The sequence below is a fragment of the Jannaschia sp. Os4 genome (genome assembly GCF_016820245.1).
Lineage (GTDB): Bacteria > Pseudomonadota > Alphaproteobacteria > Rhodobacterales > Rhodobacteraceae > Jannaschia.
This window is the reverse complement of sequence record NZ_JAFCAR010000003.1, coordinates 422,763-447,637: the sequence shown is the minus strand read 5'-3', so window position 1 is coordinate 447,637 and position 24,875 is coordinate 422,763. Positions and strand designations below refer to the sequence as shown.

Here is a 24,875-nt window from a genome sequence, read left to right as displayed (position 1 = left end):
GGCCTTGCCCGCCCCCGGCCCGGCGGGCAGGACGGCCCCAAAGGAGCCGCGCCATGACCTACACGCCCCCCACCGTCTGGGAACCCAAGGAATCGGGCGGCAAGTTCGCCTCGATCAACCGCCCCGTCTCGGGGGCGACCCACGACAAGCCGCTGCCGCAGGGCGAGCATCCCTACCAGCTCCACAGCCTCGCCACGCCCAACGGGGTGAAGGTGACGGTCCTGTTCGAGGAGCTGATCGAGGCCGGGCACGACTTCGACTACGACGCGTGGCTGATCGACATCTCGGAGGGCGAGCAGTTCGGGTCCGGCTTCGTGGAGGTGAACCCCAACTCCAAGATCCCCGCGCTCTGGGACCTGACCGGCCCCGAGCCGGTGCGCGTGTTCGAGTCCGCCGCCATCATGCTGCACGTGGCCGAGCGCCACGACGCCTTCCTCGGGTCGCCCCGGACGGAAGTGCTGTCGTGGCTCTTCTGGCAGATGGGCAGCGCGCCGTTCCTCGGGGGCGGCTTCGGCCATTTCTACGCCTACGCGCCGGAGAAGTACGAATACCCGATCGACCGCTACGCGATGGAGTCGAAGCGCCAGCTCCACGTGCTCGACACCCATCTCGGGCGGCACGAGTGGATGGCGGGCGACTACTCCATCGCCGACATGGCGATCTGGGCGTGGTACGGCCAGCTCGTCCTCGGGCGCCTCTACGGCGCGGCGGAGTTCCTGTCGGTGGACGAGTACGCGAACGTGAAGCGGTGGGCCGAGGCCGTCGACGCGCGGCCCGCCGTGCGGCGGGGCCGGATGGTGAACCGGGCCTTCGGGGACGACGAGTCGCTGAAGCTGCCCGAGCGGCACTCGCGCGACGACTTCCGCTAGGGCGCGCCCTCGATCGCGGGGCGGGCGTCGCGGATCGCGCGCTCGAGGAACCCCATCGCCGCCCGCACGCGGGCGGTGGCCCGCAGGTCCGGATGGGTCAGCAGCCAGATGTCGCGCGACGGGCGCGGCGGGCGGTCCGTCGCGCGCGCCAGCCCCTCCGCCGCGTCCCCGATCAGGCAGGGCAGCAGCGCGACGCCCAGCCCGGCCCGCGCGGCGGCGACCTGCGCGCCGAGGGTCGGGAACGCCCCCCAGACCGGCAGGCGCGGCAGGTCCGTCCCCGCGACCCAGCCGTCGTCGCCCGGCGCCCAGCCGAGCCAGCGGGGCGCCGGCCCGTCGAGATGGCCCGGCGCCGCGTAGGCGGCCTCGCGGTAGGGGAACAGCCGCTTGCCCACGAGCGCGTCGGGCGGGTTGTTGTCCATCCGCACGGCCACGTCCGCCTCGCGCCGGGCGAGGTCGCGCAGGTCGAAGGCTGTGTCGAAGCGCAGGTCGAGGCCGGGATGCGCGGTCGCCATCTCGGGCAGGCGGGGCGCGATGGCGTGGACGAAGAGCGGCTCGGCCACGGTGATCGTCACCGTACCCGCAGGCGCGGCGTCCCGCCCCTCGACCCGGCGCCGCGCCGCCGTGAGCGCATCGTCGAAGCCCCGCCCGGCGGCGGCGACCTCCTCGCCCGCGGCGGTCAGCGCCCAGCCGTCGGGACGGCGGTCGAAGAGCCGCGCGCCGATCCGCGCCTCCAGCGCGTCGATTCGGCGGCCCACGGTGGTGTGGTGGACGCCCAGCGCCCCCGCCGCCCCCCGCACGGAGCGGGCGCGGGCCACGGCGATCAGCGTCTGCACGCCGTCCCAGTCGAGCGGTCGGTCGGTCATGCGATGCCCTCCCCCGCCGAGGGTCGCACGATCGGGCGGACGCATCAACGCACCGCGAAGGCGCGAAATCGCGCCTCGCCGCCGCATCCGCGCGCGACCTAGCGTGGGGGCGCTCGATCCCCATCTGGAGACCCCCCATGCGCCCGATCCCCGCCGCCCTCGCCGCCCTGCTCGCCTCCGCCGCGCCCGTCTGGGCGCAGGCCGCGTTCCCCTACGAGAAACGGGTCGCGGAGGTGCTGGGCACCACCATGGCCTACGTGGACACCGGCCCGGACGGGGGCGACGGCCCCGCCGTCCTCATGCTCCACGGCAACCCGACCTCGTCCTACCTGTGGCGCAACGTGATCCCCCACGTCGCCGACGACCACCGCGTCATCGCGCCGGACCTGATCGGGATGGGGGACTCGGGCAAGCCCGACATCGCCTACACCTACGCCGACCATGCGATGCATCTCGACGCGCTGCTGGCCGAACTCGACTTGGACGAGGTCGTGCTTGTGGTCCACGACTGGGGGTCGGTGCTCGGCATGGAGATCGCGCGCGGCGAGGAGGGGTCCGGCCGCGTCCGGGGCCTCGCCTTCATGGAGGCGATCATTCCGCCCGCCCTGCCCGCCCCGTCCCTCGAGGCGATGGGCGAGCGGAACGGCGAGCTCTTCGCCTTCCTGCGCTCGGACGAGGGACAGGAGGCGATCCTGCAGGGCAACTTCTTCGTCGAGGAGATCCTCGGCAAGGTCGCCGTCGCCACGCCATTGCCCGAGGACGTGATGGACGCCTACCGCGCGCCCTTCCCCACCCCCGAGAGCCGCCGCCCCACCGCCGAATGGCCCCGGCAGGTGCCCATCGCGGGCGAGCCGGCCGAGACGGCGGCGGTCATCGCGGCGAACGGCGACTGGCTCTACTCGACCGACCTGCCCAAGCTGATGCTCTCGGTCGTGCCCGGCGCGCTTATGCCGCCCCCGGTGGTGGCGCATGTCGAGGCCAACGCGTCCAACCTCACCCATGTCGCGCTCGGCGCGGGCGTCCACTTCGTGCAGGAGGATCACCCGGACGCCATCGGGCGGGCGCTGTCGGACTGGCTGGCGACGCTGCCGGAGGCGGGCGAATGACCGCGACGACCGCGCTGATCCTGTACGCGCTCATCTCGATGACGGCGCTGACGGTCGAGATCGTCTACGCCTACGCGACCCAAGGCTTCGGCTACGGCTTCTCGTCCAACCGCCCCGCGATCGAGCGCACGCCGCTCGGCCTGCGTCTGGAGCGGGCGTGGCGCAACCAGGTCGAGAGCGCGGCCTACGTCCTGGCGGTCCTCGCGGCTGCGGCGGTGACGGGCCTCTCCGGTCCCGGCCCCGCCCTCGCGCTGGCGCTCGTGGTCGCGGGTCGGGCCCTGTTCGTGCTGCTCTACTACACGGGGCTGCCCTTCGCGCGGATCATCGGCTTCTCGACGGCCTCGCTGGGTTCGCTCTACCTCGCGGTGACGATGCTCTTGGGCTGAGTCCCGGTTCCGCGCGCCCGGGCGACGGGATAGGACGGGGGCCACGGCCCCCGTTTCCGCCCGAGGAGAACCGCGATGGAGCCCCAGTTCCTGCCCTGCCGCATCGCGGTGCTGACCGTGTCGGACACCCGCACGCCCGCCGACGACCGCTCCGGCGACACGCTGGTCGAGCGGCTGGAGGCGGCGGGCCACGTCCTCGCCGACCGCGCGATCACCCCGGACGACCGGGTGGGCATCGCCGAGCACCTGACCCGCTGGATCGGCGAGGACGGGATCGACGTCGTGATCTCCACAGGGGGCACGGGGCTGACGGGGCGGGACGTGACCGTGGAGGCGCACCGCGACGTCTACGAGAAGGAGATCGACGCCTTCGGCACCATGTTCACCATCCTGAGCATCGAGAAGATCGGCACCTCCGCCGTGCAGTCGCGCGCCTGCGCGGGCGTGGCGGGGGGCACCTACCTCTTCGCCCTGCCCGGCTCGCCCTCGGCCTGCCGGGACGCGTGGGACGGCATCCTCGTGCATCAGCTCGACTACCGGCACCGCCCCTGCAACTTCGTCGAGATCATGCCACGCCTCGACGAGCACCTGCGACGGAAATGACGGCGCCGCGCGTGTAAGGCGATAACGCTTCCGCTGCGGCGGCCCCGTCCTATCTACTGGGACGGACAAGGGGACATCCTCGACACCATGCGCTTCCTCGGACGCAGCCTCTCCGCCCTGTTCCTCGCCGCGCTCACGGTGGGGCTCTTGGGATGGGCGGTGACGATCACGCTCGCCGCCTTGGAGGACCGCCGCGCCCGCGACGCCGGCGGCCCGCCCGCGCGCGAGCAGGTCCTCGCGGCCACCGTCGTGACGGCGCGGCCCGCGACCGTGACGCCCGTGCTGACCGCCTTCGGGGAGGTGCGCGCGCGCCGGGTGCTCGAGCTGCGGGCGCCCGTCGGGGGCCGCGTCGTCGAGCTGGCCGACGGCTTCGAGGAGGGCGGCGCGGTCGAGGCCGGTCAGGTGCTGCTGCGCATCGACCCGGCGGATGCGGAGACGGCGCTCGCGCTCGCGCGGGCCGACGCGGCCGGGGCGCGGGCCGAGGCGGCGGAGGCGCGGCGCGGCGTGGCCTTGGCGCAGGCCGAGCTCGACGGGGCGCGCGGCCAGGTGGCGTTGCAGGAGCAGGCGCTGGACCGGCAGCGCGACCTGCTCGCGCGCGGCGTGGGCGCGGCCGCCGCGGTGGAGGCGGCGGAATTGGCGCTGTCCAACGTGGCGCAGCAGGTGCTCGCCCGGGAGCAGGCCCTCGCCGCCGCGGAGGCGCGGATCGACACCGCCGACCTCGCCGTCGAGCGTGCGGGGCTGGCCGTCGCGGAGGCCGAGCGCGGCCTCGCGGACCGGACGCTGCGGGCCGAGTTCGACGGGGTGCTGTCGGACGTCTCCGTCGTCCGGGGCGGGCTGCTCTCGCCCAACGAGCAGGTGGCCTCGCTGATCGACCCGTCCGACCTCGAGGTCTCGTTCCGCCTCTCCGTGGCGCAGCAGGCGCGGCTGCTCGACGGGAACGGCGACCTGACCGGCGCGCCGGTCCGGGCGGTGCTGGACGTCCTCGGGCTTGACGTGACCGCCGCCGGCACCGTCACCCGCGAGGCGGCCGCCGTGGGCGAGGGGCAGACCGGACGGCTCGTCTTCGCGGCGCTGGAAGGCGCGCGCGGCTTCCGGCCCGGCGACTTCGTCCGCGTCGAGGTGGAGGAGCCCGCCTTGGAGCGGGTCGTGCGCCTGCCGGCCTCCGCGCTCTCCTCGCAGGACACGGTGCTGCTCGTCGGGGCGGAGGAGCGGCTGGAGGAGGCGCCCGTCACGGTCCTGCGCCGCCAAGGGGACGACGTGCTGGTCGCGGCCGACGGCCTCGCCGGGCGCGACGTGGTGGCGGCGCGGACCGCCGCCCTCGGCGCGGGGATCCGGGTGCGGCCCGTCCGCCCCGAGGGCGCGGCGGCGCCGCTGCCCACCACCGTCGCCCTCGATCCCGAGCGGCGCGCCCGGCTGATCGCCTTCGTCGAGGGCAACGACCGGATGCCGCCGGAGGTGCGCGACCGCCTCCTCGCCCGCCTGCAGGAGCCGGAGGTGCCCATCGCCGTGGTCGAGCGGATCGAGGGGCGCATGGGCGGATGATCGCGTACTTCGCCCGCCACCGGACCGTCGCGAACCTGCTGATGGTGCTGCTCCTGGTGGCGGGGGGCATGGCCCTGCCGCAGATGCGGGCCCAGTTCTTCCCCGACGTGATCCTCGACGGCGTGACCGTCTCCGTGACGTGGGAGGGCGCGGGCGCCGAGGACGTGGACGAGGGGATCGTCGACGTGATCGAGCCCGCGCTGCTCGCCGTCGACGGCGTGACCTCGGCGGACTCGGTCAGCCGGGAGGGGCGCGCGACCGTCAACCTCGAGTTCGAGCCGGGCCGCGACCCCGCCCGCGCCGCCGACGACGTCGAGGCCGCGCTGGACGCGGTCACGGGCCTGCCCGACGGCATCGACGACCCCGAGGTGCGGCAGGACCGCTGGCGGGACCGCGTGACCGACGTGGTGATCGCGGGGCCGGTCGGCGTGGACCAGCTGGCGCGGATCGCCGACGCGATGGTCGGGCGGCTGTTCCAGGAGGGGGTGACCTCGGCCACGATCCAAGGCGTCGCCGCCCCGGAGGTCGTGGTGGAGGTGCCGACCGCCGCGCTGCTGCGCGAGGGCGTGACCTTGGCCGAGATCGCCGCCGCCATCGGGGCGGAGGCGCAGGCCGACCCCGCGGGCGAGGTGTCCAACGCGGGCGCGCGGGTCCGGACGGGCGTGGCCCGGCGCTCGGCGGCGGAGGTGCGCGCGGTGGTCATCCGGCGCGGCGGCGACGGCACCGCGCTGACCGTGGGCGACGTGGCGACCGTGACCGCCGAGGGAATCGACCGGAACCGCGCCTACTTCGTGGGCGGCGACCCGGCGGTGTCGCTGACGGTCCAGCGGTCCGCGGAGGGCGACGCCATCGCCCTGCAGGCCGAGGTGGAGGCCGTGGCCGCCGAGTTGCTGCTGGCGACGCCCGAGGGCGTCACCATCGACCTGATCCGCACCCGCACCGAGGCGATCCAAGGCCGGATCGACGTGCTCTTGGACAACGCGCTGCTGGGACTCGCGCTGGTGGTGGGGCTGCTGTTCCTGTTCCTGTCGGCGCGCACCGCCTTCTGGGTGGCCGCCGGCATCCCCGTGGCGATGATGGGCGCCATCGCGCTGATGTGGGCGGCGGGCCTGACGATCAACATGGTCTCGCTCTTCGCGCTGATCATCACGCTGGGCATCGTCGTGGACGACGCCATCGTGGTGGGCGAGCACACCGACTACCGCCACCGCAAGCTGGGCGAGCCGCCCTTGGAGGCCGCGACCAACGCGGCGCGGCGCATGGCCCTGCCCGTCTTCTCGGCCACCGTGACCACGGTGATCGCCTTCTTCGGCCTCGTGGTGATCGGCGGGCGGTTCGGCGACCTGATCGCGGACATCCCCTTCACCGTGATCGTCGTGCTGATCGCGTCGCTGGCGGAGTGCTTCCTGATCCTGCCGCACCACATGGCGATGGCGCTGAGGGGGGCCGCCAAGGGCGGGGCGATGGCGGTGCTGGACCTGCCGTCCAAGGGCGTGAACTGGGTGTTCGACCGGGTGCGCGACCGCCTGTTCCGCCCGCTCGTGCGGCTCGCCATCTGGGCGCGCTACCCGGTGCTCGCGGGCGCCGTCGTGCTGCTCTCGACGCAGGCGGCGCTGTTCCTGACGGGCGAGGTGCAGTGGCGGTTCTTCAACGCGCCGGAGCGGGGGTCGGTGACGGGCAACTTCGCGATGTCCGACGGGGCCACCCGGGCCGACGCACTGGCGCAGCTCTCCGAGATGCAGGCGGCGGTGGACCGGCTCGCCGCCCGCTACGCCGAGGAGCACGGCGCGAACCCCGTTTCCTACGTCCTCGGCGAGATCGGCGGCAACGCGGGCCGGGGCCTGTCGAGCGCGGACGACAAGGATCCCGACCAGCTCGGCGCGATCTCCATCGAGCTGATCGACGCAGACCTGCGGCCCTACTCCTCCTTCGCCTTCGTGGGCGACCTCCAGGACGAGGTGGCCAAGCTGCCGCTGACCGAGGAGATCAGCTTCCGGGGCTGGCGCTCCGGCCCCGGCGGCGACGCGCTGTCGGTCGAGTTCTCGGGCGCCGACGCCGTCACGCTCAAGGCCGCCGCCGAGGACCTGAAGGCGGCGGTGGCCGCGATCCCCGAGATCTCGGCGGTCGAGGACTCGCTGCCCTACGACAAGGACGAGCTGGTGCTGACGCTGACCCCGCAGGGCGAGGCGCTCGGCTTCGGGATCGACGCGCTCGGGCGGACCCTGCGCGACCGTCTCGGGGGGATCGAGGCGGCGACATTCCCCGTGGGGCCGCGGACCGGGTCGATCCGCGTCGAGGTGCCGGAAAGCGAGCTGTCGGCGGACTTCCTCGACGGCCTACGGCTGACCGCGCCGGGGGGCGAGGTCGTCGCGCTCGCCGACATCGTGGACGTGGACGTGCGGTCCGGCTTCGCGAGCGTGCGGCGGGTGGACGGGGTGCGTGTGGTCACCGTCTCGGGCGACATCGACCAGGACGACGCGGCGCGCGCCGCCGAGATCCGGACGCGCCTCGCCGAGGAGATCCTGCCCCGCATCGCCTCGGACCGCGCGGTCGCCTTCGAGTTGGGCGGGCTGGCCGAGCAGGAGAGGGAGTTCCTGTCGGACGCGCTGCTCGGCCTGATCCTCTGCCTCACGGGCATCTACCTGACGCTCGCATGGATCTTCGGGTCGTGGGCGCGGCCCGTGGTGATCATGGCCGTCATCCCCTTCGGCCTGATCGGCGCGGTCTGGGGGCACTGGTGGTGGGAGGTGCCCCTGTCGATGTTCTCGGTCGTCGGCCTGATCGGGATGGTCGGGATCATCATCAACGACTCCATCGTGCTGGTGACGACCGTGGACGAGTATGCCGAGCGGCGCGGCCTGATCCCGGCCATCGTGGACGGCGCGGCGGACAGGCTCCGGCCGGTCCTGCTGACGACGCTGACGACGGTGCTGGGGCTTGCCCCGCTGCTCTACGAGACGTCCTCGCAGGCCCAGTTCCTGCGGCCCACGGTGATCACCTTGGCCTACGGGCTGGGCTTCGGGATGGTGCTGGTGCTCATCCTCGTGCCCGCCTTCCTCGCCATGGGCCACGACCTCGGCAAGCGGGGGCGCGCGCTGCGCCGCTTCGCTCGGCTGCCCGCGCGGCGGCGGGGACGCGGGATCGGGATCGGCGGAATCGCGGTCTCTGCGGCGGTCGCGGCATGGGGCGTGGCGACGCTGGGCCATGCGCTGGCCTTCGGGACGATGTGGCCGCCGGTCGCGGAGGCCGTCGCCGATGCCGGTGCCGCGCTGCCCGACGGCGTCCCCGGCGCGTTCGCGCTCTTCGCGGGCGGGCTCGCGGTCGGTCTGCTCGCGGTCTGGCTGGGCGCCGCCATCGCGCTCGGGGCGGGGCGGCGCCGGACGGCCTAGATGCCCCTGCGGGCCATCTCGAGCTCGATCACGTCCAGCGTCACGTCCATGACGGCCACCTCGCCCGCCATCCGGGCATGGGCGGCACGGAGGGCGTCGGACGCCTCCGCGCGACCGGACCGGCGGGCCAGCGTGGCGAGCGGTTCGGCGGCGGCGCGGCGATCCGCGATCAAGGCGGCGCGGCGCGTCACCAGCCCCGCCGCCGTCTCGCGGTGGACGCTCCCGAGGAAGGCGTCCGCCTCGGGCGACAGGTGGCGCAACGCGGCCTCCGCCGAGCGCCGCGCGAACTCCAGCCGCAGGGCGCGCGCGCGGAGGTCGGGGGCGTCCGCCCGGGCCGAGGTGTCGACGATGGCGGTGACGGGCATCGGCTCGGCGGACAGGATCAGGTCGGCCCCCGCCGTGGCGGTGGCCACCGAGAGCGCGAGCGTGCCCGTGATCGTGCACAGGCCCGCGGCGCGGTAGGCCATCCGTCGCGCCTTCGCGCGCAGGGCCTTCGTGTCCATACCCATCGTCGTCCCCTTCGCGCTCCCTTGGCGCCGGAGGATGGGATGCAGGCGGGGTGCGGCGCCTGCGGGACCGGTGCGGGACGCGGTCGGGGTGTCTTCTGGGCGGGCCGGGCCAACCCCGGCGGGATCGGGGCGGACCGGTTCGATTGTCGACGCATTCGCCCCGAATGCGACGTTCAGTGGGCGGCGCCGGCCACCGGGTCGATCAGGGACCGCCCCCCGTCCACGGTCAGGATCTGGCCCGTCACGAAGCTCGCGGCGTCCGAGGCGAGGTAGAGCGCGGTCTCCGCCAGCTCGTTCGGCTGCGCGATCCGGCCCATCGGGGTCGATTCGATGATCGCGTCGCGCAGGCGCCCGTCCTCGCGCAGGCGGGTCTGGAGCGCGGTGGACATGACCGACCCGACGGCGAGCCCGTTCACCCGGATGCGGTGCGGCGCGAGGCTGACCGCGAGCGAGCGCGTCGCTTGGTCGAGCGCCGCGGCGCAGATCGAGTAGGCCAGCAGGTCCGGCTGCGTGCGGCGCCCCGCGATGGAGCCGACGTTGACGATCGACCCGGCGGCCGCGTCGCCGCCCTCCTCCTCGGCCTGCTGGATCATCCGGTTGGCGATGCTCTGCGACAGGCGGAGCGGCGTCATCAGGTTCTGGTCCCAGAGCGTCCCGAGCGACGTGTCCTTCGGATCGAGCGGGTCCGTCACGTCCAGCTGCCGCGACGCGTTCACGAGGATGTCGACCCGGTCGAACGCGTCGATCGTGGCCGAGAGCAGGTTGGCCACCGTCAGCCGCTCGCGCAGGTCGCCCGCGAAGTAGCGGACCTGATCGGATTCGGCGGCCTGCGCCTCGCCCACCTCCTCCTCGAGCCGGGCCTCGTCGCGGTCGGCGAACATCACGTTGGCCCCGGCCTCGGCGAAGTGCCGCGCGATGGCGAGGCCCACGCCGTTGGCCGCGCCCGTGACGATGGCGGTCTTGCCTTGGATCGACAGGCTCATCGCCGGCTCCTCTTGGGTCGCGCGAGTTCGACCACCTTGTATCCCTTCGCCTCGGCCCGGACGTCCACCTGCGCGAACGCCTCGCCGAGCGCGGCCTCGTAGGGGAGGTGCCGGTTGGCCACCACCCATGCCCGGCCCCGCGGCGCGAGGACGTTGCGTATCGTCCGGATGAACGCGCGCCCGAGGGCGGGATCCGCCTTGCGCGAGGGGTGGAAGGGCGGGTTGCAGACGACCGCGTCGTAGGTGCCCCCCCACGCGGTCGCGTCGGCCCAGTGGAAGGCCGCGCGCGGGTCGGGGACGTTGGCGCGCGCGCAGGACAGCGCGTCGGCGTCCGCCTCGACCAGGTCGCAGGCGGTCACGGCGGGCGAGGCTTCGAGAAGGCGGGCCGACAGGTAGCCCCACCCCGCCCCGAGGTCGCAGACCGCGCCCTTGAGCGGCGGCAGCGTGTCGGCCAGCAGGACCGATCCGGGGTCGGGCCCGTCCGCCGAGAAGATGCCCGCCCGCGTCGTCCAGCCGTCCGCGTCCTCCGCCTCGACCGTCCAGCCGGACGGCATCGGCGCGGCGGCCAGCGCGAAGGTCTTGCCGTGCGCCTTGGAGAAGGCCCCGCCCACCTCGGCCGCGCGGCGCACGTCCTTCAGGAGCGACTCGATCCCGTCCGTCTTGTCGCCGTCCACGATCACCGGCGCGCCCGGCGGCACGGCGGCGCAGGCCCGGGCCACGAGGTCGCGGGCGAGGCGCTTGGCGCGGGGCAGGAAGACGACCGCGGCGGCGAACGCGCCCTCGGGCCAGTCCGGCGTCACCGCCATGCGGGGGGCGAGCGCGTCGTGGTCCGGCCTGAACGGCTGGACCGCGACGCAGCGGTCCAAGGGGAGCGCGGACAGGTCGGCGTAGGCGGGGGGCCGGAGGAGCAGGACGCGCCCCTCGTCGGGCAGCGCGACCGCGCCGTCCTCCAGCGCGAGGGAGAGGCGCAAGCCTACTCCTCCTTCTCCATCGTGCACTGGAGCGGGTGCTGGTTGCGCCGGGCGAAGTCCATCACCTGCGCCACCTTCGTCTCGGCGATCTCGTGGGAGAAGACGCCGACCACGGCCATGCCCTTCTTGTGGACGGTCAGCATGATCTCGACCGCCTGCGCGTGGTTGATGCCGAAGAACCGCTCCAGCACGTGCACGACGAACTCCATGGGCGTGTAGTCGTCGTTGAGCAGCAGCACCTTGTAGAGCGGCGGGCGCTGGGTCTTGGGCTTCGGCTTGGCGGCGATGGTCGTCAGGTCGCCGTCCCCGTCGTCGGGGCGGTCTTGGTCGGCCATGGCGAAGGGCGTCAGCATGTCGGATCGGTCCGGTCGGGTCTGGCAGGGTCAGGCGGTGACATATAGCGATGGCCCCGCGTGGGCCAAGGGGGCGGATCGTGACCATTCGGGAGATCGGCTTCGACGCGGACGACACGCTTTGGCACACGGAGCGGCTGTTCCGGCTGACGCAGGAGCGGTTCGCGGACCTGCTCGCGGAGCATGTCGAGGCGGGGCACCTGATGGAGCGGCTGCTGGCCGCCGAGCGGCGCAACCTCGGGGCCTACGGGTTCGGGGTGAAGGGGTTCGTGCTGTCGATGATCGAGACGGCCATCGAGGCGACGGACGGGCGCGTCCCCGCCCCCGTGATCGCCGAGCTGCTGGCCGCGGGGCGGGAGATGCTGGCCCATCCGATCGAGCTGAAGCCCCATGCGGGCGAGGTGGTCGAGCGTCTGGCGCGGGACCACCGGCTGGTGCTGATCACCAAGGGCGACCTCTTAGATCAGGAGCGGAAGCTGGCGCAGTCGGGGCTGGGCGAGGCGTTCGACGCGGTGGAGATCGTGTCGGACAAGGTGGCGAGCGTGTACGCGCGGGCCTTCTCGGAGCCGGAGCGCGCGGTGATGGTGGGCGATTCGATGAAGTCGGACATCGTGCCCGCCATCGCGGCGGGGGCGTGGGCGCTGCACGTCCCGTCGGACATCGTCTGGGAGGTGGAGCGGGCGGACGACCCGCGGTCTGAGCGGTTCCGACGGGTGGCCCATCTGGGCGAGGTGCCGGAGGCGGTGGAGGGGTTGAGATAATCGCGGTTTAGGCAGCGTACCCTGCGCGGTACGCGAGCGCCAGCGAGCCGCGCATCGCCGGGCCGTTCCCACGGCACGGCGATCCTGCGCCGACGGTGCTCCGGTCGAGCGTCGCGCGGGGGTGAGGGATAAAACGCCTCGCGGAGGGGTCGGATCGCCGCGCCACGGCCCTACGATGCGCTACCGGAGCGCCGTCGCTGCTAGAGCGAGTCCTCCACCCGGAACCCGTCCGGCACCGCGTCCCGTCCCTCCAGCACGAGGTCGGCCACCACCTCGCCGACCTTCGGGGCCATGCCGAAGCCGATCTTGAACCCCCCGTTCGCCACCCAGTGCCCGGCCCGCCCCGGCCACGCCCCCAGCATCGGCGCGCGGGACCGGGCGCGGGGGCGCAGCCCGGCCCAGCGCTCGACCACCTCGGCGCCCGCGAGGGCGGGCACGGCGGCGACGGCGCGGGCCACCACGTCGTCGAGCTGGGCGTCGGGCTCCCCGTGGTCGAAGTCCCGCTCCGAGGTGGACCCGACCGCGACCGTCCCGTCCGCGTGGGGGATGACGTGGAGGGCAGCGGCGAAGAGCTGCGGCGCGTCCCGGGGCGGCGCGTCGGCCAACCGCAGGAGCGCCGCCTGCCCCTTCACGGGCACACCCGCCGGGCGGCCCGCGCCGATCTCCGCCAGCCCCCGCCAGCCGGTCGCGTGCACCACCGCGCCCGCGTCGGGGGCCTCCGCGGCGATCGCGCCGCCGCGCGCCCGGATCGCGTCGGCCAAGGCCGCGCAGGCCCGCCGCGGGTGCAGCCGCGCCGAGAGCGTGTCGCGGATCACGAGGCCGGTGGGCGTCGCCGGGGACCACCCCGCGGGCGCGTCCTCGACGGCCCACGTCGCCACGTCGCCCCACAGGTCCGCCGCCGTCGCCGCCCGCGCCCGCGCGAGCGCCTCGCCGCCCTCGGCCACGGGCTGCAGCCGCCCCGTCCGCCCGTATCCCGGATCGCCGCCCCCGGTGGCGGCCACCTCCGCCCACCAACCCTCGGCCATCGACAGGCTCTCCAGCTGGAAGGCCTTCTTCGCGTTCCACCGCTCCGGGACGTGCGGCGCGAGCGCGCCCACGATCCCGCCCGAGGCCCCCGCCGCCACACCGCGGGGGTCGACCACCCGCACCCGCGCCCCGCGCCGGACGCAGGCCCACGCGACCGACAGCCCGAAGATGCCCGCGCCGCGCACGGTTACGTCGATGGACATGGGCAGGGCCTCCGCGTTAGCGCGCGGGGCGGAATAGGACGCGCGATGCCCCCCGACCACCCCGACCTGACCTGGCGCGACGGCGTCCCGGTCTCGGCGCGCTACGGCGACGCCTACTACCAAGCCGACGGCTGGGCCGAGGCGTCCCACGTCTTCATGGAGGGCAACGGCCTCCCCGCGCGGCTGACGCCGGGGTTCCACGTGGGGGAGCTGGGCTTCGGGACGGGGCTGAACGCGCTCGTCCTGTCGGACGCCGCCCCCTGCCCCGTGGCGATGACCTCCTTCGAGGCGCATCCCATGACCCGCGACGACATGGCGCGCGCGCTGACCCCCTTCGGCGGGGGCGCGGCGCTGGTGGACCAGTGGCCCGCCGAGCGGATCGCGCTGCCGAACCTCGACCTGCGGGTCGTGTTCGGCGACGCGCGCGAGACCCTGCCCGCATGGGACGGGCAGGCCGACGCGTGGTTCCTCGACGGCTTCGCCCCGGCGCGGAACCCGGAGATGTGGGGGGCGGACCTCCTCGCCGCCGTGGGCCGCGCGACCCCGCCAGGCGGCACGAGCGCGACCTTCACCGCCGCCGGCCACGTGCGGCGCGCCTTGGACGCCGCCGGGTTCGACGTCGCGCGGGTGCCGGGCTTCGGGCGCAAGCGGCACATGACCGTGGGGCGCCGGAGATGAGCGCCGAGCAGCGGGTGGGCCTCGGCATCGCGCTGATGGCGACGACGATGTTCGTGCTGGCGGTGCAGGACGGCTTCTCGCGCCACCTCGCGGGGGAATATTCCGTCTGGATGGTGGTGGCGCTGCGCTACTGGTTCTTCGCGGCCCTCGCCGTTGCGCTGGCGCTGCGCCGGCCCGGCGGCCTGCGCGCCGCCTTCGCGAGCCGCCGCCCGAGGCTGCAGCTGTTCCGCGGCCTGATCATGGCCGCCGAGATCTGCGTGCTCGTCGGCGCCTTCGTGGTGGTCGGCCTGACCGAGGCGCACGCCATCTTCGCGGTCTGCCCGCTGATCGTCGTAGCCCTCTCCGGTCCCGTGCTGGGGGAGCGGGTCGGACCGGCCCGCTGGGCGGCGGTGGCGGTGGGCTTCGCGGGCGTGCTGGTGATGCTGGGGCCCGGGGGCGAGGGCTTCGGCTGGGGGGCGCTGATCCCGGTGCTGGCGGCGGCGATGTTCGCCACCTACGCGGTGACGACCCGGCTCGTGGCGCGCGACGACGCGGCCTTCACCTCGTTCCTCTGGACGGGCGTCGTCGGGGCGGTCGCGATGACGCCGCTGGGGATCTGGGCGTGGGAGCCGATGACGGGCCGCGACTGGGCGCTGATGGGCGGGCTCTGCGCGGTGGCCGCCTTGGCGCAGTATCTCTTCATCCGCACCTACGAGGTCGCGGAGGCGAGCCTGCTCCAGCCCTTCGCCTACCTGCAGCTGGTGTTCGCCAGCGCCATCGGCCTCGCCCTGTTCGACGAGCGCCTGCGCCCGGAGGTGGCCCTCGGCGCGGCCATCGTGGTCGGCGCGGGCGTGTTCGCCGCGCTCCGGGCGCGGCGGCGGCCCCGCTGACGGGGGCCGCCGCCGGCGCGGTCAGCCGCCTTGCGTCCCGTCCGGCAGGCCGGCCAGCTCGCCGTAGCCCTGCTTGAGCAGGTCCGTCAGGTTGATTCGCTCGACGGTCCCGCCGAGGCGGGCGTTGTAGGGGATCAGGCTCTCGGAGACGCGCATGATGTAGTTGCGCGTCTCGTTGAAGGGCACGTCCTCGATCCAGTCGACCACGTCCACGGCCCGCGCCCGCGGGTCGCCGTTGTTGGCCGACCAGCGCCGCGCCCGCGAGGGGCCCGCGTTGTAGGCGGCGGGGACGAGGACGGGGGAGTAGCCGAACTCCTCCTCCAGCTCGTCGAGATAGGCCACGCCGAGCCGCGCGTTGTAGAGCGGGTCGGAGGTCAGGCGGCCCAGCGCGTAGGGCACGCCCACCTTGCCCGCCATCTCCCGCGCGGTGCCGGGCATCAGCTGCATCAGGCCGCGCGCCCCCGCGCCGGACATGACCACCGGGTCGAACTCCGACTCGCGCCGCGCGATGGAGAGCGACAGTTCGGGCCGCACGCCCACCGACGACTGCACGAGGTCGGTCACGGGGAAGTAGCCCTCGTGCAGCTCGTGCCCCGCCTGCGCGGCGCGCTTGGCGATCATGAGGGCCACGTGCGGCTCCTCCATCTCGTCGAGGGCGAGGTCGATCAGCGCGCCGACCTCGTCGCGCTCCAGCCCCTCGGCGAGGTGGGTCAGCCACCGCTCCGCGAGGTTCAGCTCGCCGATCTCGTGCAGTTCCAGCGCGGCGGCGAGCACGCTGCTGTCGGCGGCGCCGGTCTCCTCGAGCGGCGGGAAGGCCTCCGTCCCCGCGAGCAGCAGGTCGGCGGGCGCGCCGATCTTCTCGGCGGCCAGCTGGCCGTAGAACGACGTCTGGTAGCGCGCGCCCATCCCGTAGGCGGCCTGCGCCCCGGCCTCGTCGCCCGCCGCCTCCAGCGCGCGGCCCAGCCAGTAGCCCGCCCGCCCCTTGGAGATGGGCGAGGCGACCGCCGTGTCGAAGCGGCGGAAGTGCTCGGCCGCGTCCTCCGGCCGGTCGAGATGGCGCAGCGCAACGTAGCCCGCCATCCACTCCGTCTTGGCGAAGTTCCGGTCCGTCACGTCCATGTGGTGGTTCGCGGCGACGCGGTAGGCGTCCTCGACGCGCCCGTCGGTCATCAGGTCGCGGGCGATCCGCTCGCGCCGGACGCCCCAGACGGACGGGTCGCCGAGGCTGTCGGCGCTCTCGTCGTGGGCGAAGAGCAGGTCCAGCGCGTCGGCGCGGCGCCCCTTCTCCAGCCGCCAGCGGTAGCGCTCGAAGGCGAGGCCGGGGTGGGCGCGGAGATCCTCCGGCACCGCCTCGATCAGCGCGTCGACGCCGTTGCGCTCCTCGCGGAGCGCGATGCGCGCGCGGGCGAGCGCCGCCTCGCGCGGGTCGACGAGGTCGAGCATCCGCTCGGCCGACGCCGTCTCCCCCTCCCATGCCATGCGGTCGAGCCGGGCGCCGTGGAACGGGGCCAAGGCCTCCCCGAAGAGCGACAGGAAGCCCGACTGCGACGAGGCGGCCATCGGGATGGTCGTCCACGCCTCGATCGCGGCGGCCTCCGCCTCCTCGGTGCGGCCGAGTGACTTGAGCGCTGTGGCGTGCAGCAGCGCCCCGCGCGGCGTGCGGGGGCCGTCGCCCTCGAACCACGCGACGATGCGCGCGGGGTCGGTGGTCGCGGGGATCGTCGCCTCCACCCGTGCGCGGAGGTAGGGCATCCCCGGCCAGTCGGGGTTGCGGGCGACGAAGGACTCGGCGGCGGCGAAGTCGGCTTGGCGGGCGCGCAGCAGGTGCCACGTCACGACGTCGCGCCCCGCAGCGGTGTCGATGCGCGGCAGCACGGCGCGGGCCGCGTCCGCGTTGCCGGCCCGGACATGGGCCAGCGCGGCCGCGAGGTCGGGATCGGCAGCGGCGGGTCCCGCCACGGCGACGGACAAAGTCATCGCGGCGGCGGCCGCGGCAGCAAAACGAATCATGTCGAAACCCCTAGCACCCCTCAGGTGGACGCTTTCTGAACAGGCCGTGACATGGATGCAACGCGCGGCTTGTGGGAGGGGGGAGGCCCGGCTAGTTCCCGCCCAACTTTGCCCCCGGAAGGAGACGCCCGATGCTGCACGGTTCGATGCCCGCCTTGGTGACGCCCTTCAAGGACGGGGCGGTGGACTTCGACGCGCTGGACGCGCTGGTCGACTGGCAGATGGCGGAGGGATCGAACGGCCTCGTCCCCGTGGGCACCACGGGCGAGTCGCCTACCCTCTCCCACGACGAGCACGAGGCGGTGGTCGAGGCGGTGGTCTCCCGCGCGGCCGGGCGCGTCCCGGTGATCGCGGGCGCGGGGTCCAACAACACCGCCGAGGCGCTGCGCTTCGTCGAGCACGCGAAGGACTGCGGCGCGGACGCCGCGCTGGTGGTGACGCCCTACTACAACAAGCCGACGCAGGCGGGGCTGATCGCCCATTTCTCCGCGCTGGCCGAGGTCGGCCTGCCGATCGTCATCTACAACATCCCCGGCCGCTCGGTGATCGACATGAGCCCCGCCACGATGGGCGAGCTGGCCAAGCTGGACATGATCGTGGGCGTGAAGGACGCGACCGGCGACCTCGCCCGGGTCTCGGCCCAGCGGATCGCGTGCGGGGCGGACTTCGTGCAGCTCTCGGGCGAGGACGCCACCGCGCACGGGTTCAACGCGCAGGGCGGCGTGGGCTGCATCTCGGTGACGTGCAACGTGGCACCGCGGCTGCTGTCGGAGATGCACGCGGCCTGCGCGGCCAACGACTACGCCCGGGCGCTGGAGATACAGGACCGGCTGATGCCGCTGCACCAGGCGATCTTCCTCGAGCCGGGGCTGGCCGGGGCCAAGTACGCGCTGTCGAGGCTCGGGAAGTGCTCGGAGGAGACCCGCCTGCCGATCCTGCCGCCCTCGGACGGGACCAAGACCCGGATCGACGACGCGATGCGCCATGCGGGGCTGCTGAATTGAGCCGCGAGGGAGGCCGTCCCCCTCGCCGAGGTTTCCCGCCGATCCGGAGAGCAAAGGGAGAATGATGGAGGACTTCGTTTTCGTCGCCGGAGCGAACCATACGGGCTCGACGCTCGCGGGGTGCATTCTCGGACACGACCCGACCGGGCAGGTCTTCCACGCAGGCGAGCTCCATGCGTTCGTGCAGCCGGGCGGACGGCGCCACGGCGACGAAGCAGCGGCGGGACGCATGCCGGGCGGCGATGTCTGGGCCCGAGTGCGGGGCGCAAATGGGTACTGGGAGACCCTCGATCGCCTATCCGACGTCCTGCCGGCCCGTACGCTCGTCGATAGCTCGAAGCTCGTCGAGAAGCTCCTCCTCACCTACACCTACTGCGCGAGCCGTGGGATCCCGTTCACCACCCTGGTGACGTACCGCCCCTTTTCGCAGATCTGGAACTCCGACGAGAGGCGCGGCCGGTCTGTCGCCCAGATGCGCGCGGGCCTCTACGCCTATGCCGAACTCCTGAACTTGACTGAGGATCTCGGCACGAGGGCGGTTTGGATCGACACTCGGAAGCTGATCGCGGAGCCCGCAGCCTACGGACAGCGTATGTGCAAGGCGTGCGACGTGGAATGGTTCGACGGGAAAGAACGATATTGGGACCACCCCAACGCCCACCTCTACGGCAGCGGAACCCAAAGGAAGCACATGGGGAACCCCGCCGCGGCGGGCTACGATCCAAGTCGCGTGAGCAGGTCCGCCGGGTCTGACAGCTATCCTGCCGATGCGGAACTCGAGCGGATCGAGGCCCAGATACAGGAACGTCTGCTCGACTGAAGGCGCGGCGACGAGGAGGATCATCCGGCACCCGTGGACGCCGCGCCCGCGCGTCCCTAGGTGGGCCGCATGGCCAAGGACGACAAAGACAAGAACTACAAGGTCGTCGCCGAGAACCGGCGCGCCCGCTACGACTACGCCATCGAGGACGACCTCGAGGTCGGGATCGTGCTGCAGGGCTCGGAGGTGAAGTCGCTCCGCGAGGGGCAGGCCAACATCGCCGAGAGCTACGTCGAGGTGAAGGACGCCGAACTGTGGCTCGTGAACGCCTACGTCGCGCCCTACGCGCCCGCCGTGACGTGGGGCCACGAGGAGACGCGGCGCCGCAAGCTGCTCGCCTCCAAGCGCGAGATCAGCCGCCTGTGGAACGCCACCCAGCGCGAGGGCTACACCGCCGTGCCGCTGGTCCTCTACTTCAACCACCGCGGGCGGGTGAAGATGAAGGTCGGCATCGGCAAGGGCAAGAAGGCCCACGACAAGCGCGAGACGGCGGCCAAGCGCGACTGGCAGCGGCAGAAGGCGCGGCTGCTCCGCGAGGGGTGACGCCCGGGCCGCCGCGCGGCCGCGCCGCCGGGGTCAGCCCCCCACCTCGGCCCGCGCGCGCGGCAGGCGCACCGGCTCGTCGGGGAACTCCACCGTCGGCAGCAGGGTGGAGAAGGTCGGCATGGCCGCGGCCGGCGCGGCGAGGGGCAGCGCGAGCAGGGCGAGAATCAAGACGGGGCGCATTGGAGGTCTCCTTTCGGGTCTGACCCCGCCGACCTGCGCCCGCCCCCGCCCCCGGAGAAGCAGCGTCGCCGCCGACCCGCTCTGCGAAATCGCAGACCCCCTCCCCCGGCGGATGCGCTACACCCGCGCGCATGGACTGGTCCGACCTCCCCGTGTTCCTCGCCGTGATGCGCGAGGGGTCCGCCTTGGGCGCCGCCCGCCGCCTCGGCACGGACCAAGCGACCGTGGGCCGCCGCCTCAAGCGGCTGGAGGACGCGCTCGGCCTGACGCTGTTCGAGCGCGGCCCCCGCGGCGCGCGCCCCACCGCGAACGCCCGCGCCCTCCTCGCCGACGCGGAGGGGATGGAGGCGGCGGCCACCGCGCTGCACGGGCGGGCCGACGGGCTGCGCCGCAACATCACCGGGACGATACGCCTGACCATGTCGCCGGGCGTGGTCGGGCACCTGACCGAAGTGATCCGCGCCTTCCGCGCCGACCATCCCGGCATCCGCTTCGAGATCGACGAATCCGAGGTGCTCCGCCGCCTCGAGGACGGCGAGGCCGACATCGCGGTGCGCGCCATCGCGCGGCCCGTGGGCGACACGCTGGTGGCCCGCAAGCTGACCGACCACCGCTGGGCGGTCTACGCCTCGACCGACTACGTCGCGCGCCGGGGCCGCCCCGCGGACGCGGGCGCGATGTCCCGCCACGACGCCGTCCTCTACGAGGGGATCGCCCCCGGCCACCTGCCCTTCCTGGCCGACCTGCAGGACCGCGTGGGCCCCGGCGGCCCGGACGCGGCGCGCGCCACCGTCGTTGGCATGGGCGCGATGCAGAGTCTGCTGGCGGCAGGACAGGGCGCGGGCCTGCTGCCCCGCTCGACCGGCGACGCGGACCCGCGCCTCGCCTTCTGCTTCGAGGAGCCGGGCATGTCCCAGCCCTTCTGGATGCTCTGGTCCCGGCAGGCCGCCGACGCGCCCCACGTGGCCGCCTTCCTCGCCCATTGCGCCACAGCCGTGGAGCGGACCCTCGCCGCGATGCCGGCGGAATGGCGCGCCTGACGGACGCCGGGGGTTCGCAGGGGCCCGGTCTTGGCGCAGGCTGGCCCCCTCAACAGGGAGGACCGCCATGTCCGTCGCACGCGTCACCGAGATCTCCGCCACCTCGACCGAGTCGTTCGAGCACGCCATCCGCGAGGGGGTGTCCCGCGCCAACGCCACCTTGCGGAACGTGAAGTCCGCATGGGTCAAGGAGCAATACGTCCGCGTCTCCGACGGCGGCATCTCCGAGTTCCAGGTCAACATGATGGTCACCTTCGTCCTCGACGACGACTGAGCCCGCGTTGCGCCCGGCCCCGCCGGGCGCTAGCCCCCTCCCCGGAGGGCCCGCATGACCGACGATCCCGAAACGCTCGTCTCGACCGCTTGGCTGGCGCAGCGCCTGCCCGCGCCGGACACCCGCGTCATCGACGCGTCGTGGTACCTGCCCGCGATGGGCCGGGACCCGGTGGCGGAGTACGGGTCGGCGCACATCCCCGGCGCGCGACTCGTGGCGCTCGACGACGTCTCCGACGCCCGCTCCGCCCTGCCCCACACCGCCCCTCCGGTCGAGAAGTTCCTCTCGCGCATGCGCCGCATCGGCGTGGGCGACGGGCACACCGTGGTGATCTACGACGGCTGGGGCGAGGGCGTGTTCTCCGCCGCCCGCCTCTGGTGGCTGTTCCGCTTGTTCGGCCAACGCGCCGCCGTGCTGGACGGCGGCTTGGCCAAGTGGCGGGCGGAGGGCCGCGAGGTCACGTCCGAGCCGCCGACGATCAAGGACCGCCACATGACCCCCGCGCCGCAGCCCGGGCTGATGCGCGACGTCACCGAGGTGTCCCGCGCGCTCAAGCTGGGCGAGGCGCAGGTGCTCGACGCCCGCGCCGCCGCCCGCTTCCGCGGCGATGCGCCCGAGCCGCGCAAGGGCCTGCGCGCGGGCCACATGCCCGGCGCGCTCAACCTCCCCTTCCCCGCGCTGTTCGAGGCGGACGGGACGATGAAGCGGGGCGCGAAGCTGCGCGCCGCGTATCAGGACGCGGGCGTGGACCTGTCGCGTCCCGTGATCACGACCTGCGGCTCCGGCGTGACGGCGGCGGTGCTGAACCTCGGCCTCGCGGTGCTGGGCCACGACGACCATGCGCTCTACGACGGCTCGTGGGCCGAGTGGGGCATGTATCCCGACCTGCCCGTCGCCACCGGCGACGCCTAGAGGAGACCGGCCGATGCTCGAGACCCTGCAGCCCGCCAAGCCCGACGCCATCCTCGCGCTGATGGAGGCGTTCAAGGCCGACCCGCGCGACACCAAGATCGACCTCGGCGTCGGCGTCTACCGCGACGCGGACGGGCGGACCCCCGTGATGCGCGCCGTCAAGGCCGCCGAGGCGCGGCTGGTCGAGCGGCAGGACACCAAGTCCTACGTGGGCCTCGCGGGCGATCCGGCCTTCTCGGACGCGCTCTCCGCGCTGGTGCTGGGCGATGCGCGGCCCGCGGGCCGCCTCGCCATGGTCGCCACGCCCGGCGGGACGGGCGCGGTGCGGCAGGGGCTGGACCTCATCCTGCAGGCCGCGCCGGGGGCGACGCTCTGGCTGCCCGACCCGACATGGCCCAACCACCCGGCCATCGCGTCCCACATCGGGATGCCGGTGAGGCGCTACCGCTACTTCGACGACGCGACGGGCGGCGTGGACTTCGACGGGATGATGGCCGACCTGCGCGGGGTGCCCGCCGGGGACGTCGTGCTGCTGCACGGCTGCTGCCACAACCCGTCGGGCGCGGACCTGTCGCTGCCGCAGTGGCGGGAGGTGGCGGCACTGTTGGGCGAGACGGGGGCGACGCCCTTCGTGGACATCGCCTATCAGGGCTTCGGGGACGGCTTGGAGGAGGACGCCGCCGGGCTGCGTCACCTGATCGGCGCGGTGCCGGAGGCCATCGTGGCCGCGTCGTGCTCCAAGAACTTCGGCATCTACCGGGAGCGGACGGGGCTGCTGATGGCGATGGCGCCGTCGGCGGACCGGCTGAAGGTGACGCAGGGGGCGCTCGCCGCGCTGAACCGGCTCAACTACTCCTTCCCGCCCGACCACGGGGCGCGGGTGGTGACGGAGATCCTGTCGGACGCGGAGCTGCGCGCCGACTGGGAGGGGGAATTGTCGAGCATCCGCAACGGCATGCTCGACCTGCGGCGGCAACTGGCCGAGGCGCTGCGGACGCGGACGGGGAGCGACCGCTTCGGGTTCCTCGCAGCGCACCGGGGGATGTTCTCGCGGCTGGGGGCCTCGCCGGAGCAGGTGGAGACGATGCGGCGGGACCATGGGGTGTACATGGTGGGCGACAGCCGCCTGAACATCGCGGGGCTGAACGCGAGGACGGTGCCGGTGCTGGCGGACGCCATCGTGGCGGCGGGGGTCTAGACCCGGCCCGGCGCGTGGCCTAGGAGGCGCGGCCCGTCATTCCGGCGGGCCATGTCCCCGCGTCCCGGATCCCCGGGCACCATGTGAAAAACGGGAAAGACCAGATGCTCCTCCCCATCCTCGCGATGGCCGCCGTGGTGGTGGCCTCCAATGTCGGCGTGCAGTTCCTGCTGGCTGACGGCTACCTGACATGGGGGGCGTTCACCTATCCGCTGGCCTTCCTCGTGACCGACCTGACCAACCGGCGGAGGGGGGCGCGCGCGGCGAAAACCGTTGTGCTGTGGGGGTTTGCGGTCGGGCTGGCCTGCTCGGTCGTGGGCTCGCAGATCGTGGGCGAGTTCGGGCCGCTGGTGCCGCTGCGGATCGCGCTGGCCTCCGGGGTGGCGTTCCTGTGCGCGCAACTCGTTGACGTCGCGGTCTTTTCCCGGATCGCGCACCGCCCGTGGTGGAAGGCGCCGCTGGCCTCGACGCTGATCGGCTCGACGCTGGACACGGCGCTGTTCTTCACGATCGCCTTCGCCGGTTTCGTCGCGTTTCCAACGGCTTGGGGCGACATGGGCTGGGCGCAGGCCGAGACGGCGGTGGGGCCGCTCTGGGTGGGCATGGCGCTGGCGGACTGGGCGGTGAAGCTGGGCGTGGCGCTCTGCGCGCTGGTGCCGTTCCGGATCGCCACGCGAAATCTGGCGTGACAGGGCTTGACCGACACGAGATGTGGTCCAATCTGCCCCCTATCTGAAACATGCAGAAAGGAGGTGATCCAGTGTCGAAGACGATGGTGGAGAATGGTGTCGGGACAGCTGCGGAGGTCCGCGCCTGAGGCAGCCCTCGGGCGGGAAACCGTCGCAGGTGAGGGTGACTTCTAACCGACCCCACCTCCTGATCTTCTGGGAAGGCCGCCTCTCGGGGCGGCCTTCTTCACGTTTCGTACAGAGCGCGGAGGGGGTTTCGTACGGTTCGTACGGAGGATGTACGGAAATATCGGGGCTCCGGCGGGGCCGGATGCTGCGGGTGCGAAGGATTCGCGCGGGCGGGACGCCATGGAGCGGCGGGCGGCGCAAGCGGGGATGGTCCGGGGCCGGGCGGGTGCGTTCGCAGGGGGGCGCCCCCCGTGCATCCCCTGTACATACACCGTGCATACGTACGGACATACGGGGGGCGGTAAGGTTTGGTTAGGATTTGGGTTGGGGATGTGCCGACCCTTGGTCGAGAACGCCGTCGGGTGGGCGGCTGCTACCATCGACGACCAGTTGGGCGCGATGCCTCGACGGTTTGGGTAAGCAGTCGGGTCCATCTGCCCTGTGCTTGCTGGCGCAGGCTCAGCGATCCGACAGCATTTTGATCAATAGACTGGACGCCCGGCTCAGCAGTAGTTTAGGTGCCCGACACTATGGACGAACTGCCCTCCGACGATACCAGCCGACACTCGCCCGCTGAGGAAGTCCACTATCCACCCGAAGTACCTCCAAGTTGCCCTCCAGGATCAGCGGTTGACGCGGCATATCCTCAGGCTGTGAGGATTGTCCCCGTAAAGACTGTTCCCGAAGTCACGGAGCAGCATTTTGCGTCCCTCGCAGAGCTTGGTGAAGAACGAAGGAACGCTGATCCTTGCACCCTGGCGGCATGTTCGTTGTTTATGAACGATTCATGCCCGGGCCTTTTGATTGCCCGGCAGTACCCGCGCCTTCGAGGGAAGAAGCTCGCACGCGTTGATGTACCTGTGGGGGCAGGGCGCTCTGAACTTAACCGTGAAGGTCACATCAAGTTTTGGCGATACTCCGAA

At 73.2% G+C, this 24,875-nt stretch carries 25 protein-coding genes; 17 read left to right on the top strand and 8 right to left on the bottom strand.

Annotated features, from left to right (window positions below; translation table 11 throughout):
- The first annotated feature begins 53 nt into the window (after positions 1 to 53).
- Positions 54 to 869: a glutathione-dependent disulfide-bond oxidoreductase gene (yghU, locus tag JQC91_RS07155; protein WP_203286115.1), complete on the top strand. Its 816-nt coding sequence runs from the start codon at positions 54 to 56 to the stop codon at positions 867 to 869.
- Here yghU and JQC91_RS07150 read toward each other — a convergent pair.
- On the bottom strand, positions 866 to 1,732 hold the full coding sequence (locus tag JQC91_RS07150) for a LysR family transcriptional regulator (RefSeq protein WP_203286114.1): 867 nt from the start codon (positions 1,730 to 1,732) through the stop codon (positions 866 to 868). The genes yghU and JQC91_RS07150 overlap by 4 nt on opposite strands.
- A 137-nt stretch (positions 1,733 to 1,869) precedes the next feature.
- Here JQC91_RS07150 and JQC91_RS07145 point away from each other — a divergent pair, with 137 nt between their 5' ends.
- From JQC91_RS07145 to JQC91_RS07125, 5 genes are all read left to right on the top strand, one after another.
- Complete coding sequence (locus JQC91_RS07145) at positions 1,870 to 2,838, top strand: haloalkane dehalogenase (protein ID WP_203286113.1); 969 nt, start codon at positions 1,870 to 1,872, stop codon at positions 2,836 to 2,838.
- Entirely contained in the window at positions 2,835 to 3,224 is a 390-nt protein-coding gene (locus JQC91_RS07140; protein ID WP_203286112.1) for an MAPEG family protein, read from the top strand. Before JQC91_RS07145 ends, JQC91_RS07140 begins: the two co-directional genes overlap by 4 nt.
- Positions 3,225 to 3,299: 75 nt before the next feature.
- Entirely contained in the window at positions 3,300 to 3,827 is a 528-nt protein-coding gene (moaB, locus tag JQC91_RS07135) for a molybdenum cofactor biosynthesis protein B (protein ID WP_203286111.1), read from the top strand.
- Between the two features lie 87 nt (positions 3,828 to 3,914).
- A complete protein-coding gene (locus JQC91_RS07130) occupies positions 3,915 to 5,369 on the top strand; it encodes an HlyD family efflux transporter periplasmic adaptor subunit (RefSeq protein WP_203286110.1) in 1,455 nt (484 codons plus the stop codon).
- Positions 5,366 to 8,758 carry an efflux RND transporter permease subunit gene (locus tag JQC91_RS07125; protein WP_203286109.1) on the top strand — a complete coding sequence of 1,131 codons (3,393 nt, stop codon included), beginning with the start codon at positions 5,366 to 5,368 and terminating at the stop codon, positions 8,756 to 8,758. The genes JQC91_RS07130 and JQC91_RS07125 overlap by 4 nt, the downstream gene beginning before the upstream one ends.
- Here JQC91_RS07125 and JQC91_RS07120 read toward each other — a convergent pair.
- The 4 genes from JQC91_RS07120 to clpS all read right to left on the bottom strand — a co-directional run bounded on the left by JQC91_RS07120 (position 8,755) and on the right by clpS (position 11,574).
- Positions 8,755 to 9,267, bottom strand: coding sequence for a hypothetical protein (locus JQC91_RS07120; RefSeq protein WP_203286108.1), 513 nt, complete (start codon positions 9,265 to 9,267; stop codon positions 8,755 to 8,757). The genes JQC91_RS07125 and JQC91_RS07120 overlap by 4 nt on opposite strands.
- A 173-nt stretch (positions 9,268 to 9,440) precedes the next feature.
- Positions 9,441 to 10,250 carry an SDR family oxidoreductase gene (locus JQC91_RS07115; RefSeq protein WP_203286107.1) on the bottom strand — a complete coding sequence of 270 codons (810 nt, stop codon included), beginning with the start codon at positions 10,248 to 10,250 and terminating at the stop codon, positions 9,441 to 9,443.
- The gene (locus JQC91_RS07110) at positions 10,247 to 11,221 is read right to left on the bottom strand and encodes a class I SAM-dependent methyltransferase (RefSeq protein ID WP_238941363.1); all 975 of its coding nucleotides are present in this window, start codon (positions 11,219 to 11,221) and stop codon (positions 10,247 to 10,249) included. The genes JQC91_RS07115 and JQC91_RS07110 overlap by 4 nt, the downstream gene beginning before the upstream one ends.
- 2 nt (positions 11,222 to 11,223) lie before the next feature.
- A complete protein-coding gene (clpS, locus tag JQC91_RS07105) occupies positions 11,224 to 11,574 on the bottom strand; it encodes an ATP-dependent Clp protease adapter ClpS (RefSeq protein WP_203286105.1) in 351 nt (116 codons plus the stop codon).
- Positions 11,575 to 11,654: 80 nt separating this feature from the next.
- On the opposite strand from clpS, the gene JQC91_RS07100 reads away from it, so the two are divergent.
- Positions 11,655 to 12,335 (top strand): HAD family hydrolase, encoded by a 681-nt coding sequence (locus JQC91_RS07100; RefSeq protein ID WP_343069925.1) that lies wholly within the window; start codon positions 11,655 to 11,657, stop codon positions 12,333 to 12,335.
- A 200-nt stretch (positions 12,336 to 12,535) separates the two neighbouring features.
- On the opposite strand, the gene JQC91_RS07095 is transcribed toward JQC91_RS07100, so the two are convergent.
- Positions 12,536 to 13,564: an FAD-dependent oxidoreductase gene (locus JQC91_RS07095; RefSeq protein WP_203286103.1), complete on the bottom strand. Its 1,029-nt coding sequence runs from the start codon at positions 13,562 to 13,564 to the stop codon at positions 12,536 to 12,538.
- 45 nt (positions 13,565 to 13,609) lie between these two features.
- Here JQC91_RS07095 and mnmD point away from each other — a divergent pair, with 45 nt between their 5' ends.
- Entirely contained in the window at positions 13,610 to 14,242 is a 633-nt protein-coding gene (gene mnmD / locus JQC91_RS07090) for a tRNA (5-methylaminomethyl-2-thiouridine)(34)-methyltransferase MnmD (protein ID WP_203286102.1), read from the top strand.
- Positions 14,239 to 15,111 (top strand): DMT family transporter, encoded by an 873-nt coding sequence (locus JQC91_RS07085; RefSeq protein WP_203286101.1) that lies wholly within the window; start codon positions 14,239 to 14,241, stop codon positions 15,109 to 15,111. The genes mnmD and JQC91_RS07085 overlap by 4 nt, the downstream gene beginning before the upstream one ends.
- A gap of 21 nt (positions 15,112 to 15,132) precedes the next feature.
- Here the strand turns inward: JQC91_RS07085 and JQC91_RS07080 are convergent, their stop codons facing one another.
- Positions 15,133 to 17,088 (bottom strand): lytic transglycosylase domain-containing protein, encoded by a 1,956-nt coding sequence (locus JQC91_RS07080; RefSeq protein WP_238941362.1) that lies wholly within the window; start codon positions 17,086 to 17,088, stop codon positions 15,133 to 15,135.
- Positions 17,089 to 17,252: 164 nt separating this feature from the next.
- Here JQC91_RS07080 and dapA point away from each other — a divergent pair, with 164 nt between their 5' ends.
- From dapA to smpB, 3 genes are all read left to right on the top strand, one after another.
- Entirely contained in the window at positions 17,253 to 18,125 is an 873-nt protein-coding gene (gene dapA, locus JQC91_RS07075) for a 4-hydroxy-tetrahydrodipicolinate synthase (protein ID WP_203286099.1), read from the top strand.
- Between the two features lie 61 nt (positions 18,126 to 18,186).
- On the top strand, positions 18,187 to 18,945 hold the full coding sequence (locus JQC91_RS07070) for a hypothetical protein (protein WP_203286098.1): 759 nt from the start codon (positions 18,187 to 18,189) through the stop codon (positions 18,943 to 18,945).
- Positions 18,946 to 19,014: 69 nt separating this feature from the next.
- On the top strand, positions 19,015 to 19,488 hold the full coding sequence (smpB, locus tag JQC91_RS07065; protein ID WP_203286097.1) for an SsrA-binding protein SmpB: 474 nt from the start codon (positions 19,015 to 19,017) through the stop codon (positions 19,486 to 19,488).
- Positions 19,489 to 19,521: 33 nt separating this feature from the next.
- Here smpB and JQC91_RS07060 read toward each other — a convergent pair whose 3' ends face one another.
- Positions 19,522 to 19,671, bottom strand: coding sequence for a hypothetical protein (locus JQC91_RS07060; protein ID WP_203286096.1), 150 nt, complete (start codon positions 19,669 to 19,671; stop codon positions 19,522 to 19,524).
- A gap of 131 nt (positions 19,672 to 19,802) precedes the next feature.
- On the opposite strand from JQC91_RS07060, the gene JQC91_RS07055 reads away from it, so the two are divergent.
- From JQC91_RS07055 to JQC91_RS07035, 5 genes are all read left to right on the top strand, one after another.
- Positions 19,803 to 20,711: a LysR family transcriptional regulator gene (locus JQC91_RS07055; RefSeq protein WP_203286095.1), complete on the top strand. Its 909-nt coding sequence runs from the start codon at positions 19,803 to 19,805 to the stop codon at positions 20,709 to 20,711.
- A 67-nt stretch (positions 20,712 to 20,778) separates the two neighbouring features.
- The gene (locus JQC91_RS07050; RefSeq protein WP_203286094.1) at positions 20,779 to 20,985 is read left to right on the top strand and encodes a dodecin family protein; all 207 of its coding nucleotides are present in this window, start codon (positions 20,779 to 20,781) and stop codon (positions 20,983 to 20,985) included.
- A 54-nt stretch (positions 20,986 to 21,039) separates the two neighbouring features.
- On the top strand, positions 21,040 to 21,897 hold the full coding sequence (locus JQC91_RS07045; RefSeq protein ID WP_203286093.1) for a sulfurtransferase: 858 nt from the start codon (positions 21,040 to 21,042) through the stop codon (positions 21,895 to 21,897).
- Between the two features lie 13 nt (positions 21,898 to 21,910).
- Complete coding sequence (locus JQC91_RS07040) at positions 21,911 to 23,095, top strand: amino acid aminotransferase (protein WP_203286092.1); 1,185 nt, start codon at positions 21,911 to 21,913, stop codon at positions 23,093 to 23,095.
- Positions 23,096 to 23,199: 104 nt separating this feature from the next.
- Positions 23,200 to 23,784, top strand: coding sequence for a queuosine precursor transporter (locus tag JQC91_RS07035; RefSeq protein WP_203286091.1), 585 nt, complete (start codon positions 23,200 to 23,202; stop codon positions 23,782 to 23,784).
- Positions 23,785 to 24,875 lie beyond the last annotated feature (1,091 nt).

Bases quoted from the DNA above. Each gene is read 5' to 3' on its own strand.
- yghU (WP_203286115.1), top strand. From the start codon at position 54: ATGACCTACACGCCCCCCACCGTCTGGGAACCCAAGGAATCGGGCGGC.
- JQC91_RS07150 (WP_203286114.1), bottom strand. From the start codon at position 1,732: ATGACCGACCGACCGCTCGACTGGGACGGCGTGCAGACGCTGATCGCC.
- JQC91_RS07145 (WP_203286113.1), top strand. From the start codon at position 1,870: ATGCGCCCGATCCCCGCCGCCCTCGCCGCCCTGCTCGCCTCCGCCGCG.
- JQC91_RS07140 (WP_203286112.1), top strand. From the start codon at position 2,835: ATGACCGCGACGACCGCGCTGATCCTGTACGCGCTCATCTCGATGACG.
- moaB (WP_203286111.1), top strand. From the start codon at position 3,300: ATGGAGCCCCAGTTCCTGCCCTGCCGCATCGCGGTGCTGACCGTGTCG.
- JQC91_RS07130 (WP_203286110.1), top strand. From the start codon at position 3,915: ATGCGCTTCCTCGGACGCAGCCTCTCCGCCCTGTTCCTCGCCGCGCTC.
- JQC91_RS07125 (WP_203286109.1), top strand. From the start codon at position 5,366: ATGATCGCGTACTTCGCCCGCCACCGGACCGTCGCGAACCTGCTGATG.
- JQC91_RS07120 (WP_203286108.1), bottom strand. From the start codon at position 9,267: ATGGGTATGGACACGAAGGCCCTGCGCGCGAAGGCGCGACGGATGGCC.
- JQC91_RS07115 (WP_203286107.1), bottom strand. From the start codon at position 10,250: ATGAGCCTGTCGATCCAAGGCAAGACCGCCATCGTCACGGGCGCGGCC.
- clpS (WP_203286105.1), bottom strand. From the start codon at position 11,574: ATGCTGACGCCCTTCGCCATGGCCGACCAAGACCGCCCCGACGACGGG.
- JQC91_RS07095 (WP_203286103.1), bottom strand. From the start codon at position 13,564: ATGTCCATCGACGTAACCGTGCGCGGCGCGGGCATCTTCGGGCTGTCG.
- mnmD (WP_203286102.1), top strand. From the start codon at position 13,610: ATGCCCCCCGACCACCCCGACCTGACCTGGCGCGACGGCGTCCCGGTC.
- JQC91_RS07085 (WP_203286101.1), top strand. From the start codon at position 14,239: ATGAGCGCCGAGCAGCGGGTGGGCCTCGGCATCGCGCTGATGGCGACG.
- JQC91_RS07080 (WP_238941362.1), bottom strand. From the start codon at position 17,088: ATGACTTTGTCCGTCGCCGTGGCGGGACCCGCCGCTGCCGATCCCGAC.
- dapA (WP_203286099.1), top strand. From the start codon at position 17,253: ATGCTGCACGGTTCGATGCCCGCCTTGGTGACGCCCTTCAAGGACGGG.
- JQC91_RS07070 (WP_203286098.1), top strand. From the start codon at position 18,187: ATGATGGAGGACTTCGTTTTCGTCGCCGGAGCGAACCATACGGGCTCG.
- smpB (WP_203286097.1), top strand. From the start codon at position 19,015: ATGGCCAAGGACGACAAAGACAAGAACTACAAGGTCGTCGCCGAGAAC.
- JQC91_RS07060 (WP_203286096.1), bottom strand. From the start codon at position 19,671: ATGCGCCCCGTCTTGATTCTCGCCCTGCTCGCGCTGCCCCTCGCCGCG.
- JQC91_RS07055 (WP_203286095.1), top strand. From the start codon at position 19,803: ATGGACTGGTCCGACCTCCCCGTGTTCCTCGCCGTGATGCGCGAGGGG.
- JQC91_RS07050 (WP_203286094.1), top strand. From the start codon at position 20,779: ATGTCCGTCGCACGCGTCACCGAGATCTCCGCCACCTCGACCGAGTCG.
- JQC91_RS07045 (WP_203286093.1), top strand. From the start codon at position 21,040: ATGACCGACGATCCCGAAACGCTCGTCTCGACCGCTTGGCTGGCGCAG.
- JQC91_RS07040 (WP_203286092.1), top strand. From the start codon at position 21,911: ATGCTCGAGACCCTGCAGCCCGCCAAGCCCGACGCCATCCTCGCGCTG.
- JQC91_RS07035 (WP_203286091.1), top strand. From the start codon at position 23,200: ATGCTCCTCCCCATCCTCGCGATGGCCGCCGTGGTGGTGGCCTCCAAT.